This window comes from Amycolatopsis sp. NPDC051716 (assembly GCF_040681595.1).
GTDB lineage: Bacteria > Actinomycetota > Actinomycetes > Mycobacteriales > Pseudonocardiaceae > Amycolatopsis.
The window spans coordinates 133525-147440 of record NZ_JBFAZA010000001.1 but is presented as its reverse complement, the minus strand read 5'-3'; the positions used below and the strand labels follow the sequence as shown (position 1 = coordinate 147440).

The following is a 13916-nucleotide window of genomic DNA, read 5'->3' as shown; positions in this document are numbered from 1 at the left end:
CATTATCCGGGCGGCGGATCGAGGATGGGACGGTATTTCCGAAACTTGACTAGGACTTAGGGCCGCGGCGCGACCACGTCCAGGCGTAGCCGGGGTCTTCGGACGCGTCCGCGGCTTCGCCGAGCTCCAGCGGCGCGAACGTGTCGACCATGACCGCGGTCTCGTCGAAGAACTCCGCGCCGATCGACGCCTCCGCCGCGCCCGGCTGCGGGCCGTGCGTGAAGCCGGATGGGTGCAGCGAGAGCGAGCCGATCCCGATCCCCGAGCCCTTGCGGGCCTCGTAGTTGCCGCGCACGTAGAACATCAGCTCGTCGGAGTCGACGTTCGCGTGGTTGTACGGCACCGGGATCGAGTCCTCGTGGTAGTCGACCTTCCGCGGGCAGAAGGAGCAGACGACGAAGTTCGGGCCCTCGAACGTCTGGTGCACGGGCGGCGGCTGGTGGACGCGGCCGGTGATCGGCTCGAAGTCGTCGATGTTGAACACCCACGGGTAGAGGCAGCCGTCCCAGCCGACGACGTCGAACGGGTGCGTCGCGTACGTGTAGCGGGTCAGCCCGGCGCGGTGCCGCACGAGCACCTCGACGTCCTCGCCGTCTTCCAGCAGCGGCTCCGACGGCCCGCGGATGTCGCGCTCGCAGTACGGCGAGTGCTCCAGGAACTGCCCCTTCGCCGACAGGTAGCGCTTGGGCGGCCCGATGTGGCCGCGCGCTTCGAGGGTGAAGAGGTTGACCTCGCCGTGCGGGACGACCCGGTAGGTGCACGACGTCGGGATGACGACGTAGTCGCCGTCGCCGACCTCCAGCCGGCCGTAGATCGTCTCGAACGTCGCGGAACCGCCGTGGACGTAGAACAGCTCGTCGCCGGCCGCGTTGCGGTACAGCGGGCTGGGCGCGGTCGCCGTGACGAACCCGATGGTGACGTCGCTGTTGCCGAACAGCCGGCGCCGGTCGGTCACCGCGTCGGCTTCGCCGCCGAACTTGAGGTCCCGGGTCTGGTAGGCCCGCGGCTTGAGGGGGTGGTTCGGGGTGAGCGACCCGCGGTCCTCCTCGACCGCGACGGCGTCGACGATCGCCGTCGGCAGGCCGCGGTGGTAGAGCAGCGCGGAGTCGGCGGAGAAGCCCTCGACGCCCATCAGCTCCTCCGCGTAGAGGCCGCCGTCCGGCTTCCGGAACGCGGTGTGCCGCTTGTGCGGAAGCTCGCCTACTCGCCGGTAGTAAGGCATCGACGTCCCCTTCTGACGTGTCCGTTGTGCGAACGATTTTGTCCTGATGTCGTACGCTACTAGCGTGTCAGTCGTGTCAAGCGCTGTGGAACTCACGCCCCCCGGCCCCCGTGGAATTCCTCCCCTGTTCGCGAGGCTCGTCGACGACTCGGCGCTCTTCCCTCCAGGCGATGCGGCCATGCCCGAAGCGCTGCGCGCGCACTTCGCCAGCCGGGACTCCGAACACGCCGGTGTACTGGGGGTTTTCCTCTGCCAGGCGTCGCGGCTGCCCGAGCTCATCACCGAGCTGATCAAGATCAAACCGAAGCAGCCGCTGCCGCTTTCGCTGATCATCGACACCGGCCTCGGCGGCGTCCCGAAGGCCATCTCGATCGTCGAGTCGCGCAGTGAGCTGCTCGCGCTGCGGATGGTCGAGATGCCCGCGCCGTCGGACGTCGACGAGGTGTGGCTCGAGCGCGTCTCGGAGTTCGTCCCCGAGGACGTCATCCGGGTGGTCGAGCCGCGGCGCGGCGTCGGCTGGCTCGAGGGCGTCCGGAAGGTGATCGAGCACGGCAGCTGGCCGAAGATCCGCTGCGGCGGCCAGGCGGGCGAGAACTTCCCCAGCGTCGACGAGGTGGCGGACTTCCTCGCCGTCGTCAGCGGGTCCGCCGGGGCGTCGTTCAAGGCGACCAACAGCCTGCACCGCGCGGTCCGGCACACCGACCCGGGCACCGGGTTCGTGCACCACGGCTTCCTCAACCTGCTCGTCGCCTCGGCGCGCAGCCTGGCCGGTGGCGACGTCCGGGCGGCCCTGGAGTCGACCGACGCCCAGGCGCTGGCCGACGAGGCCCGGGCGCTGTCCGAGCCGGCCGCGAAGGCCGTGCGGGCGCTCTTCGCGTCCTACGCGGCGGCGTCGTTCGAGGAGCCGGTCACCGACCTGGGCGAACTCGGCTTGCTGTGACCGGCCGGGAGGGGTCGCTGACGCTCGACCGCGGCTTGGCGCTGCTGCAGGCCGTGGCCGACGCCGGCGGCGACGCGGCGACCATCTCCGAGCTGGCCGTGGCCATCGGGGCCAGCCGCGCGGCCGTCTACCGGCTGCTCGTGCCGCTGTCCGAACGCGGGCTGGTCTGGCGGGACGGCACGAAGGTCCGGCTCGGCGTCGGGCTGCTCCGGCTGGCCGGGCAGGTGCTCCCGCAGCTGCGGGACGCCGCCGGCCCGGTGCTGCGCGAGCTGGCCGAGAAGGTGGGCGCGACCGCGCACCTGTCGGTCGCCCAGGGGACGCAAGCGCTTGCGGTGGCCGTCGTCGAGCCGTCGTGGACGAACTTTCACGTCGCCTACCGCGTCGGCAGCCGGCACCCACTGACCGCCGGCGCGGCCGGCAAGGCGATGACCCTGCGTCCCGGCGGCGACGGCTGGGTGACGTCGGCGGGCGAGCTCGAGGCGGGCGCGTCCGGCGTCGCGGCGCCGGTGCGCGGGGTGCCGGGGCTGCGGGCGAGCGTCGGCGTCGTCTCGATGGAGCCGCTGAAGGCGGCCGAAGTGGGCCCCCAGGTCGTCGTGGCCGCCACCCGGCTGGCCGACATCCTGAAGACGGACGCCTCCTAGCGCCGCGAGACCGCCAGCAGCGGCCGGACCATGGTCAGCAGCAGGGCGACGTCGACGGTGAACAGCAGGCGCTCGAAGAGGCCCAGCGTGACGTCCTGCTGGGCCGGGCCGAGGACGAGCGTCAGGACGAACCCGCCGAGCACCACGCCGATGCTGACGAAGCTCGCCGTGGCCAGGCGCCGGATCGTCGTCCGGCGGGGCTCCCACGGGCAGCGCTCGCGGCCCTTCTTCGTCAGCACGAACGCGGCCACGGGCAGCGCGATGAACGCCGTCAGGGCGGCGATGTTGTGGACCTGCCCGGCGAGCGAACGTGCCTGGCCGTTCGGGTCGACCGGGACGAGTCCGCAGACGAGCAGCCCGGCCGACCAGACGCCGAGCAGCACGCAGACCGCGGTGGTGCCCGGGCGGTGGGCCTTGGCGATCCCGGCGAGCAGGGCGACCGAGCCGAGGGACAGCGCCAGGCACATCACGCTGAACAGCGGAGCCGCCGAGGAGGTGCCGAGCTTGCCGTAGACGTACTCCGAGAGCGTCTGCCAGATCGGGCTGACCTGGGCGGACAGCCGCAGGTGCAGGTCGATCGAGATGACCACGGCGAGGCCGATGCCGCCGAGCGCGAAGCGGCCGTGCAGCGGCGAGACCGCGCTCGAAGGCTTGTTCACCTGGTGCTCTCCCTTTCGTTTCCGAAAGGTTACCGGGCGAACCTGTGAAGGATCGGTCAGAAGGTCAGCTGGACCAGGGCGAAAGCGGCGAATCCGGCGAACGCGAACCCGGCGCAGCGCTGGATCAGTTTCGGCTTGATCCGGCTGCGGATCTTCGCGCCGATGAACACGGCGAGCCCGGCCACCACGACGAGCGCGGTGAAGGCGCCGACGCCGACGGCGAAGGGGTTGCCGATGCGGGCGGTGAGACTCGCCGTTGCGAGCTGGGAGGCATCGCCCCACTCGGCCGCGAAGAGCACGCCGAAGGACGTCATCGCCGAGCGGAGGAAGGACTGCGGCGCCGGCCCGACGCGCGACGCGTCGTCGCCCGCTTCGTCGGCTTTGCTGAATCCCTCGCGAAGGAGCATGAAAGAGCCGAGACCGAACATGGCGGCGACCACCAGCGAGAGGACGACGTCCGGTAACAGCGTCAACACGCTGCCGAACGAGACCGCTATGACGCATTGCACGGCGAACGCGGCGCACACCCCGGCGAAAACCGGCCAGCCGCGGAAACGGGTGGTCAGCACCAGGGTCGCGACGAGCGTCTTGTCCGGCAGCTCCACGGCGAGGACCAGGCCGAACGCGCTGATCAGCGCCACCATAGCGGTAGTCATGAGTGTTTTTCGCCCCTTTCACTGCAACGATAAAGGGGAGATCAGGAAAGCCGCAAGCTGATGGCGATCGCGAAATTGCCGGATCGGCGGCCATGAATTTGGCATCCAGGAGGGTCACACAAATTTTTTCGGCATGCCGAATTTTCGGTTGTGGCCTGCGGTAGGTTCACCGGCATGGGGTCACAGGCGCGTGCTGCGCAGGTCGAAGAGGTCATCCGCCGGTTGGACGCTCACTACGTCTTCCCGGACGTTGCCGCCAAGCTCGCGGAGGTCCTTCGCGCACGCCTCGACGAGGGTGCGTACGCAGACCTCGGGGACGCGGAGTTCGCGACGGCCGTCACCGCGGACCTCCAGTCGGTGAACGACGACAAGCACCTGCGGCTGCGCCACCACGCCGATCCCGTCGCCGTGGACGGTGACGCGGAACACGCGTCCGAGAGCTTCCGCCGCGCGGGCGAGCTGGAGAACTTCGGGGTCGCGGCGGTGCGGCGGCTGCCGGGCAACGTCGGCTATCTCGACACCACCATGCTCTACCCGATCGACCTCGCGGCCCCGGCCATCTCGGCGGCGATGACGCTGGTCGCGTCGGCCGACGCGCTGCTGATCGACGTCCGGCGCAACCGCGGGGGCGACCCGGAGACCAGTGCGTTCCTGCAGAGCTACCTGGTCGACGAGCGGACCCACTACCTCGATTTCTACGAGCGCGACGGCGACCGCGTCACCCAGATGTGGACGCTGCCGTACGTCCCGGGCCCGAAGTTCGGCGGCACCAAGCCGATCTGGGTGCTCACCGGCCCGGTGACGTTCTCCGGTGGCGAAGATCTCGCTTTCTCGCTGCAGCGGCAGGGCCGCGCGAAGACCGTCGGCGAAGTCACCCGGGGCGGCGCGCACCCCTGCGACCGGTACAAAGTGGACACCTACCTGGACGTGACCGTCCCGATCGCCCGTTCGTACGACCCGGAAACGGGGGAGAACTGGGAGGGCGTCGGCGTGGCGCCGGACATCGCGGTCGCCGCGGACCAGGCGTTCGACACCGCGTACGCGCTGGCGTTGGCGCACGTCCTCACGCTGGGCGACGCCGGAGCGCGCCGCGGCGTCGCCGAAGAAGCGCGCCAGGCACTCGACCAGGTGAAGGACGTTGGTCCCGGGCCGGACGGGACTGTTTGATCTAGCCGCCCCACCGGCGCCGGAGCACGCTGGACCACGTGGAGGTCCTTGAGCTAGCGCGGTGGCAGTTCGGCATCACCACCGTCTACCACTTCCTGATGGTCCCGCTGACCATCGGGCTGTCGATCCTGGTCGCGGCGATGCAGACCCGCTGGGTCCGCACCGGCGAGCCGCGGCACCTGAAGATGACCAAGTTCTGGGGCAAGCTGCTGCTGGTCAACTTCGCCATGGGCGTGGTGACCGGGATCGTGCAGGAGTTCCAGTTCGGGATGAACTGGAGCGCGTACTCCCGCTTCGTCGGCGACGTCTTCGGCGCGCCGCTCGCGATGGAAGGGCTTGTCGCCTTCTTCGTCGAGTCGACGTTCCTCGGCCTGTGGATCTTCGGCTGGGACCGGCTGCCGAAGAAGGTCCACCTGGCCTGCGCGTGGGCGTTTTCGCTGGCCACGATGGCGTCGGCGTACTTCATCCTGGCCGCGAACTCGTGGATGCAGCACCCGGTGGGCGTGACGTTCGAGAACGGCAAGCCGACCATGAACTCGATCTGGGCGGTGCTGACGAACAACACGGCGCTGGCCGCGATCCCGCACACCCTGGCCGGCGCGTTCTCGGTGGCGGCGGCGTTCCTGGTGGGTGTCGCGGGCTGGCACCTGTGGCGGCGCGGCGACCACGCCGACGTCTGGCGGTCCTCGCTGCGGCTGGGTGGCTGGGTCGGCGTGGCGGCGTTCGCGGTCCTCGCGATCACCGGCGACACGCAGGGCAAGCTGATGTTCGAGCAGCAGCCGATGAAGATGGCGTCGGCGGAAGCGCTGTGCCACACGGAAAAGCCGGCCAGCTTCTCGATCATCGCGATCGGCGACGTGTCCGGCGCGAACTGCGAAGACGTCAAGACGTTCAACGTGCCCGCGCTGCTGTCGTTCCTGGCGCACAACGACTTCAAGACCGAGGTCAAGGGCGTGGAGAACCTGGTGACGGAGTACCAGGCCAAGTACGGCACGAACTACCCGGACGACCCGGCGCTGGGGTCGCTGGCCGGCAAGCCGATCGACTACGTGCCCAACCTGCCGGTGACGTACTGGGGCTTCCGCATGATGATCGGCTTCGGCGCGGTCTCGGCGGGCATCGGCGTCCTGGCCCTGTGGCTGACCCGCAAGGGCCGTGTCCCGGGCGGCCGCTGGTTCCCGTGGCTGGTGCTCGGCGGCATCGCCACGCCGTTCCTCGGCAACAGCGCGGGCTGGATCTTCACCGAGATGGGCCGTCAGCCGTTCGTGGTCGTCCCCAACCCGACCGGCGTGGACGGCGTGTGGATGTTCACCGCCCAGGCGGTCTCCCGGCTGACCACGGGCGAGGTGTGGACGTCGCTGATCGCGCTGACCACGGTGTACGCGGCCCTCGGCCTGGTGGAGCTGTACCTGATGCGGAAGTACGTCCGCGGCGGCGTCGACGCGGTGATGCCCCCGCCGAAGCCGGCGGACTCCGACAAACCGGGCGGGGACACCCTCGCCTTCGCCTACTGAGGTGCTGACGATGAGTGTCAACGTGACCACTCTGTCGAGTTACCCACAGTTCGTCTGTGGACAACTCGCTCACCTGTGGATAACTCACAGCCACCGACCGGCCGGAGGTGCGCGATGAGCCTCGAAATCGCCTGGTTCGTCGTCATCGCCTTCTTCTGGCTCGGCTACCTCTTCCTCGAAGGCTTCGACTTCGGCGTCGGCATGCTGTTGCCGGTGCTCGCGCGCGACAACACCGAGCGCCGCGTCATGGTCAACACCATCGGGCCCGTCTGGGACGGCAACGAGGTCTGGCTCATCGTCGCCGGCGGGGCCATGTTCGCCGCCTTCCCCGCCTGGTACGCGGGGCTGTTCTCGGCCGCCTACCTGCCGCTCCTGCTCGTGCTGCTCGCCCTGATCGGCCGCGGCGTCGCCTTCGAATACCGCGGCAAGGTCGACTCCGACCGCTGGCGGCGCACCTGGGACCGCGTCATCGTGATCGGCTCGTGGCTCCCGCCGCTCGGCGTCGGCCTGATCCTCGCCACCACCGTCCTCGGCCTGCCGCTGGACGCCGACGGCAACCGCGTCGGCTCCGCGTTCGCCGCCGTCCGCTGGGACACCCTGCTCGGCGCGGTCGCGATCGCCGCCTTCTCGATCACCCACGGCGCCGCGTTCCTCGCCCTGAAGACCAGCGGTGACCTGCGGGAACGTGCCCGCACACTGGCGCTCAGGCTGCTGCCGATCGCCATGCTGCCGATGGTCGCGTTCCTCTCGGTCGTCCAGTGGCGCGCGGGCACGTTGTGGACGCTGCTCGCGTTCGGGATCAGCGCCGTCGCCGCGGTGGTCGCCTGGCTGCGGCTGCGCGCCGACCGCGACGGGCAGGCGTTCGCCGCGCTCGGCGTCGTCATCGCCGGGGCCGCGGTGGTCATGTTCGGCTCGCTCTTCCCGAACGTCCTGCCCTCGACCCTCGACACCGCCAACACGCTCACCATCGAGGGCGCCGCCTCGAGCCCGTACACGCTGACCGTGATGACGTGGGTCGCCGTCTTCGGCGCCCCGGCCGTGCTGATCTACCAGGGCTGGACGTACTGGGTGTTCCGCAAGCGGATCGGCACCCAGCACATTCCGGCGGTCCACGCACCATGACAAACCAGCTTCCCGGACGCGCTCCTCTTCCCGCCTCGGAGTCCACAACGGACTCGGCGCGACCGGGAAAGGGCCCGCTCGGCGCGTTGCCGGCCCTCGTGCCGGCAGTGCGCCGAGCGCTGGCCCTGGTGGGTTTCCTGTCGTTCGTCAACGCCGCCGCCCTGGTGGCACAGGCGTTCCTGCTCGCCGACGTCCTCGCGGCGATCGTCGGAGCAGGATCCGGGGGAAGCACCGCCCAGCTGGTCGCGCTGCTAGCGCTCGTCGCGACACGCGCGCTGACCGGCTGGGCGGTGCGCTCGGTCTCCGCCCGCGCCGCCGCGACCGCGCAACGCGAGCTGCGGGCCAAGGCCGTCGACCACGCGCTGCGCCTGGGGCCCGAGTGGATCGCCCAGCGCGGCCACGGCGAGCTGACCGCGTTGACGACCCGCGGCCTCGACGCGCTCGACGCCTACTTCCGCGAATACCTTCCCGCCCTGGTGACGGCGGCCGTCGGGCCCCTCGGCGCCGGCGCGGCGATCCTGTTCGCCGACTGGCCGTCCGGCGTGATCGTCGCGCTGACCGTGCCGCTGCTGCCGATGTTCGCCATCCTCGTCGGCAAGTACACCGCCGACCGCGTCGCCGGCGCGACCGACGCGACGCACCGGATGTCCGGACGGCTGCTGGAGCTCGTGCGCGTGCTGCCGGTGCTGACCGCGTTCCGCCGGGCCGCGGCGCAGGCCGAGACCGTCCGGCAGCTGTCCGAACGCCACCGCCGCGCGACGCTCAAGACGTTGAAGGTCGCCTTCTCCTCGGCGTTCGTGCTCGAACTGGTCGCGACGCTGTCGGTGGCGCTCGTCGCGGTGGTGATCGGCGTCCGGCTCGCCGGCGGGCACCTGCCGCTGGCCATCGGGCTCGGCGTGCTGATCCTCGCGCCGGAGTGCTACCAGCCGCTGCGCGCGGTCGGCGCCGCGTTCCACGCCAGCGAGGACGGCGTCGAAGCGGTCCGGCGCGTCGCCGACCTGCTGGCTCTGCCGGTGCCCGCGGCCGGGACCGCGATCCCGTCTCGCGGCGAGCTGCGCGTGACGTCCCTGCGCGTCGCGCGACGCGGCGGGTTCGCCCCGGACGGCGAGTCGTTCGCGGTCCGGCCCGGCGAAACGGTCTGGCTCCGCGCCCCGAGCGGCGGCGGCAAGTCGACGACGCTCTCGGCGCTGCTCGGCTTCGTCCCGGCGCACGACGGCGCCATCACGGTCGGCTCGACGGACCTCGCCGACGCCGACCTCGTCCGCTGGCGCTCGCAGGTCGCCTGGGTGCCGCAGTCACCGGTGTTCACGGGCGGCACGGTGAGCGAGGAGGTGGGCTCGTCCGGCGCGGTGCTCGCCGAACTCGGGCTGGCCGGGCTGGCCGACCGGCCGGTTTCCCAGCTGTCGCTGGGGCAGCGTCAGCGTGTCGCCGTCGCCCGCGCGTTGCACCGGGTGCGGTGCGGGGCCTGGTTGCTGCTGCTCGACGAGCCGACGGCCCACCTCGACGAAGCGAGCGCGCGCCTGGTGCTCGACGCGGTGCAGCGCGCCGTCGACAACGGCGCGGCGGCCGTCATCGCGGCCCACGAGCGCACCGCGGCGGTCGACCTGCCGCCCGACGTCGCGGCTGCTCCTGAGCCGTCCACAGTGGACTCTGCGGTCGCACCGCTGAGGTGGCGCGCGCTCCTCGACGGCCGGCTCTTCGGCGGCGCCGCGCTGGGCGCGCTCGCGCTGCTGGCCGGGGTGGCGCTGACGGCGACGTCCGGCTGGCTCATCGCCAAGGCGTCCCAGCAGCCGCCGATCCTGACGTTGACGGTGGCGGTCGTCGGCGTCCGCGCGTTCGGGCTCGGCCGCGCGGGGCTCCGGTACGTCGAACGGCTGGTCACGCACGACGCCGCGTTCCGCATCGCCGGCCGCGTCCGGGTGCGGCTGTGGAACTCCCTGGTCCGGCTCGGGCCGGCCCGCAGCCTGCGCGCCGGTGAGGGGCAACGCCGGCTGGTCGGCGACGTCGACACCGTGCGCGACCTCCTGCCGCGCGTGGTGTCCCCGCCGCTGGTGGTCGCGCTGGTCGCGGCCGGGGCGATCGCGGTGCAGACGTGGGTGCTGCCGGCCGCGGGAGTGACGCTCGCGGCGGCGGTGGCCCTCGGGCTGTGCGCGCCGTGGGTCGCCCTGCGCGCCGAGCGCCGGGCAACGTCCGCGCTGGCGGCGGGTCGACGCGAGGTGGCGACGCGAGTCTTGGTGATGTTCGAAGCGGCGGCCGAGCTGCTGGCGTTCGGCGCGGCGGCGAACCACCACCGCCGCGCGCTCGCGGCCGCCGACACGCGGCTGGTGACGCAGGCGCGTCGGCAGGCGTTCGGCGCGGGCGCGGCGGAAGCCCTGGTCACGCTGGTCTGCGGCGCGGCGGCGGTGGTCAGCACAGCACTCGCCGCCGCGGCGGTCTCGGGCGGACGGCTCGACCCGGTCCTGGCGCCGCTGCTGGCGCTGGTGCCGCTCGCGCTGGCGGAGGTCCTGGCGCTGTTGCCGCCGGTGGCGCAGCACTGGGACACGCTGCAACGCGCACGTCGCCGGCTCGCCGACGTGCCGGAAGCGCCCGTGCTCACTTCGCGCGGGGACCGCGTCGCGCTGCGCGGAGCGGACCTCGGCTGGCCGGGCGGACCGCTGGTGCTGCACGACGTCGACGTCGAGCTCGCGCCGGGCACGTACGCGGCGGTGGTCGGCCCGAGCGGGGCGGGCAAGTCGACGCTCGTCGCCGCGTTGCTTGGTTTCCTCCCCCCGCGACGTGGGGTGGTCGCGGTCCCCGAGGGGGTGGCGTGGGCGCCGCAGGAGCCGATGCTCGCGGCGACGACGATCGCCGAGAACCTCCGCCTGGCCCGCCCGACGGCGACGGAGGAGGAGCTGCGCTCGGCGTTGCACGCCGCGGCGCTGACCGACGTCTCGCCGGAGACGGTGCTCGCCGGCGGCGGCACCGGACTGTCCGGCGGCCAGGCGCAGCGGGTGGCGCTGGCGCGGGCCCTGCTCGGGGCGCCGTCGGCGGGGCTCGTGCTGCTGGACGAGCCGACCGCGCACCTGGACGAGGCGACGGCCCAGGCGGTCCGGGCGCATCTGCGGGAGGCATTGGCGGGCCGGACGGTGGTGCACGTGACGCATCTCGCCGAGGAGGCGGCCGGAGCGGACGTGGTCCTCGAGGTCCGCGACGGCCGGGTCGTCACCCGGGTGCCGGTGCCGTGATCGATTCCCGCTGTGTCCTTGCCGCACCGCCCTCGCGCCGCGCGATAATGACGGAACTCATGGATCCGACGCTTGCCGCCCGGGCACTGTCCGCGGCCACCGAGATAACGAGCACCGCCCTGTCCGGCGACGACCCGGGAGCGGTGCTGGACACGGTCGTGGCCCGAGCGGCCGAACTGGCCGACGCCGACCTGGGCCTGGCCATGGTCAGCACGGAGGACGGCCGAGTGGTGGTCGAAGCCGCCCACTACGCAACGGCCCACCCGGCAACGGAGGACAAGGCCCAGCCGGCCACCCCCGCACCGGCGGCCGGCGGTTCGGTTGGTGGCCCGGCATCGGGTACCAGCGGCGGAGAGTCGGCCGGGAGTCCAACCGCGACTGGTTCGGCCGCGCGGGCGACTGGCGGTTCGGCAGAGGGCCTGGCGCCCAGCGCCAACGGCGGCAAGCTGGCCGGCGACCCGGCCGCGCCCGCCGCCAGCGTGCCGACGGTCGGTGGCCCAGGGGCGGGCACCAACGCAAGCAACCTGGCCGGCGACCCCAGTGACCCCGCAGCCGCTGCCATAGCTGCGGCCCCGGTGGCTGGCGACCCGCGTGGCATCGGAGCAGCCGCCGCATCGGCAACCAGCGACCCGACCCCGGCCGCCGCCCCCCGCGCGCAGCCGGGCGCTGCTCGCGAGCCGGCCGGCAGCCCGGATCCGGCGTCACTCCCGGGCCCAGCGTCCGCCGGGGAGTCCTTGCGGGGGCTGGCACTTCCCGCCGACTCCGCGGCCGGCCAGGTGGCCCGCGGTGGCGAACCCGTGTCCAGCGAAGACTTCACCGTCGATCCGCGTACCGCGCCCTACGTGCCCGCCGAACTTCATGGCTATGGGCCCTTCGCGGCCGCGCCGTTCGGGTCTGGGGGGCGGGTTCTCGGGTCGCTCACCGTCTACCGGAAGCAGGGGCGTGAGCCCTTCTCCGCGGGGACCGTCGAGATGCTCGTGGCCTTCGCCGCGCAAGCCGGCGTTGTCCTCGCGCTCGCCGAAGGCGCCAATGCCCGCCACCGGGTTGCTCTCTATGAAGAGCGCGAACGCATTGCCCGCGAGCTGCACGACGTCATCGTCCAGCGGCTCTACGGCGCCGGGATGCAGCTGGACCGCGTCCGGCGCAACATGCGTAAGCGGTTCGCCCAAGCCGATGGGGCCCGGCTGTCCGACGCCATCGACCAGCTCGACCAGACCATCGAAGAAATCCGCGGCACCGTGCGCGCGCTGCGCTCACCCGAGCCTCGCCACGACACCGGCACGCCCGCCGACCTTGCCGAGTCGGCGCGCGGCGAGGTTCGTATCGCCGGCGAACTGCTCGGCTATCCGCCGACCCTGGAGCTGTCCGGCGAATTCGCCGACGTTCCCGCGGAACGCGCCGACCACATCCGGGCCGCTCTGCGCGAAGCACTGTCCAATGTGGTCAGACACTCCGGCGCCAGCGAAACCCGCGTGACGCTGACCAGGGACTCCGGTGGAGTGAAACTCCGCGTCCGGGACAACGGTTCCGGCGTTCCCCAAGGTGTCGCCACCCGTGGTCTGCGTCATCTCGCCGAACGCGCGGACGCCGCGGGCGGGACGTTCTTCCTGAACTCTTCACCCAGCCTCGGCACGCTCGTCGCGTTCGACCTGCCTCTCGACTGACCCCGATCTCCTGCGGCTCACCCTTCTCGGGTCATCCCGTCCTCCCTTCCACGCCCTCCTCTTTGATCTTACCGGGTTGTCGAACATATATTCGACTCACGTTCGGGTGAATCTCTGCCCGAAAATGCCCTGATCGAGATGGCGGTCCGTGACGAGCCGGAAAAAGGTCGCAGCGAACGGCGGATTGCGGACGAGCGGTTACTTCTCGCGCCGCGCGATCCAGGCGGCGGCCTGCGTCCGGCGCTGCATGCCGAGCTTCGCCAGCACCGACGTGACGTAGTTCTTGACCGTCTTCTCCGCGAGGAACAACCGTTCGGCGATCTCGCGGTTCGACAGGCCCTGGCCGATCAGCTCGAGCACGTCGCGTTCGCGCTCGGTGAGCGCCGCCAGCTCGTCCGTCGGCGGGTGCCGCATCTTGTCCAGCACCCGCGCGGTGCTCACCGGGTCCAGCAGCGACCGCCCGGCTGCCACCTCGCGGACCGCGTTCACCACGTCCTGCCCCCGCACCTGCTTCAGCAGGTAGCCCGCGGCACCGGCCATGATCGCGCCGACCATGGCCTCTTCGTCGTCGAACGCGGTGAGCATCAGGCAGGCCGGCGGGTTCGGCTTCGAGCGCAGCTCGCGGCAGAGCGTGATGCCGTCGCCGTCGCCGAGGCGGACGTCGACCACCGCGACCTCCGGCTCGACGTGCATCGCCACCGCCAGGGCCTCTTCGACGCTGCTCGCTTCGGCGACGACCTCGATGTCGGGCTCGTCGCCGAGGAGGTCGCGGAGCCCGCGGCGGACCAGTTCGTGGTCGTCGACGAGCAGTACCTGGATCGGCATACCCCGAGGTTACGGGGTGCGCGGAGCCCGCGGTGGCGGCCGGTCGGCATCGTCACACGTGAATTACCTCAAAGGTGTGACCGCGTACCCGTAACATTCCCGCCGGTATGCATTCCTGGAGCACAAATCCGCAGGTCGAAGCGGAATCGGGGAAGAATCACCAGCAGCGTCGTTCTTCGTGGGACGCTGGCATTTCCGGAATTCCGGAATAGTCCGTAACGGCACCGCCGAGGTCGCGATAGTAACCACGCAATCGCCCCAGATTCCGTTCGGAAGGAATTC

General features: G+C 71.6%; 11 protein-coding genes and 1 pseudogene. 8 read left to right on the top strand and 4 right to left on the bottom strand.

Annotation, left to right across the window (positions count from 1 at the left end):
• Positions 1-49: 49 nt before the first annotated feature.
• A complete protein-coding gene (locus AB0M30_RS00725) occupies positions 50-1222 on the bottom strand; it encodes a homogentisate 1,2-dioxygenase domain-containing protein (protein ID WP_364578161.1) in 1173 nt (390 codons plus the stop codon).
• Positions 1223-1307: 85 nt separating this feature from the next.
• Here AB0M30_RS00725 and AB0M30_RS00720 point away from each other — a divergent pair, with 85 nt between their 5' ends.
• Together AB0M30_RS00720 and AB0M30_RS00715 are read left to right on the top strand one after the other, a co-directional pair.
• Complete coding sequence (locus AB0M30_RS00720) at positions 1308-2162, top strand: hypothetical protein (RefSeq protein WP_364578736.1); 855 nt, start codon at positions 1308-1310, stop codon at positions 2160-2162.
• A complete protein-coding gene (locus AB0M30_RS00715; RefSeq protein WP_364578158.1) occupies positions 2159-2803 on the top strand; it encodes a helix-turn-helix domain-containing protein in 645 nt (214 codons plus the stop codon). Before AB0M30_RS00720 ends, AB0M30_RS00715 begins: the two co-directional genes overlap by 4 nt.
• Here the strand turns inward: AB0M30_RS00715 and AB0M30_RS00710 are convergent.
• Together AB0M30_RS00710 and AB0M30_RS00705 are read right to left on the bottom strand one after the other, a co-directional pair.
• A complete protein-coding gene (locus AB0M30_RS00710) occupies positions 2800-3462 on the bottom strand; it encodes a DUF998 domain-containing protein (RefSeq protein ID WP_364578156.1) in 663 nt (220 codons plus the stop codon). The two genes, AB0M30_RS00715 and AB0M30_RS00710, sit on opposite strands and share 4 nt — an antisense overlap.
• Before the next feature lie 56 nt (positions 3463-3518).
• Positions 3519-4106, bottom strand: coding sequence for a TMEM165/GDT1 family protein (locus AB0M30_RS00705; protein ID WP_103341593.1), 588 nt, complete (start codon positions 4104-4106; stop codon positions 3519-3521).
• A gap of 186 nt (positions 4107-4292) precedes the next feature.
• Between AB0M30_RS00705 and AB0M30_RS00700 the strand changes: the two genes are divergently transcribed.
• The 6 genes and pseudogenes from AB0M30_RS00700 (at position 4293) to AB0M30_RS00675 (ending at position 12809) form a co-directional block, all read left to right on the top strand.
• Positions 4293-5285 carry a S41 family peptidase gene (locus tag AB0M30_RS00700; RefSeq protein ID WP_364578153.1) on the top strand — a complete coding sequence of 331 codons (993 nt, stop codon included), beginning with the start codon at positions 4293-4295 and terminating at the stop codon, positions 5283-5285.
• Between the two features lie 38 nt (positions 5286-5323).
• Positions 5324-6799 (top strand): cytochrome ubiquinol oxidase subunit I, encoded by a 1476-nt coding sequence (locus AB0M30_RS00695; RefSeq protein ID WP_364578151.1) that lies wholly within the window; start codon positions 5324-5326, stop codon positions 6797-6799.
• A gap of 114 nt (positions 6800-6913) precedes the next feature.
• A complete protein-coding gene (cydB, locus tag AB0M30_RS00690) occupies positions 6914-7921 on the top strand; it encodes a cytochrome d ubiquinol oxidase subunit II (protein ID WP_364578148.1) in 1008 nt (335 codons plus the stop codon).
• Complete coding sequence (gene cydD, locus AB0M30_RS00685) at positions 7918-11145, top strand: thiol reductant ABC exporter subunit CydD (protein WP_364578146.1); 3228 nt, start codon at positions 7918-7920, stop codon at positions 11143-11145. The genes cydB and cydD overlap by 4 nt, the downstream gene beginning before the upstream one ends.
• Positions 11146-11204: 59 nt before the next feature.
• Positions 11205-11393 (top strand): annotated as a pseudogene (locus tag AB0M30_RS00680) (sensor histidine kinase); the annotation flags it as partial.
• 486 nt (positions 11394-11879) lie between these two features.
• A complete protein-coding gene (locus AB0M30_RS00675) occupies positions 11880-12809 on the top strand; it encodes a histidine kinase (RefSeq protein WP_360166636.1) in 930 nt (309 codons plus the stop codon).
• Between the two features lie 198 nt (positions 12810-13007).
• Here the strand turns inward: AB0M30_RS00675 and AB0M30_RS00670 are convergent, their stop codons facing one another.
• Complete coding sequence (locus AB0M30_RS00670) at positions 13008-13634, bottom strand: response regulator transcription factor (RefSeq protein WP_020642740.1); 627 nt, start codon at positions 13632-13634, stop codon at positions 13008-13010.
• Positions 13635-13916 lie beyond the last annotated feature (282 nt).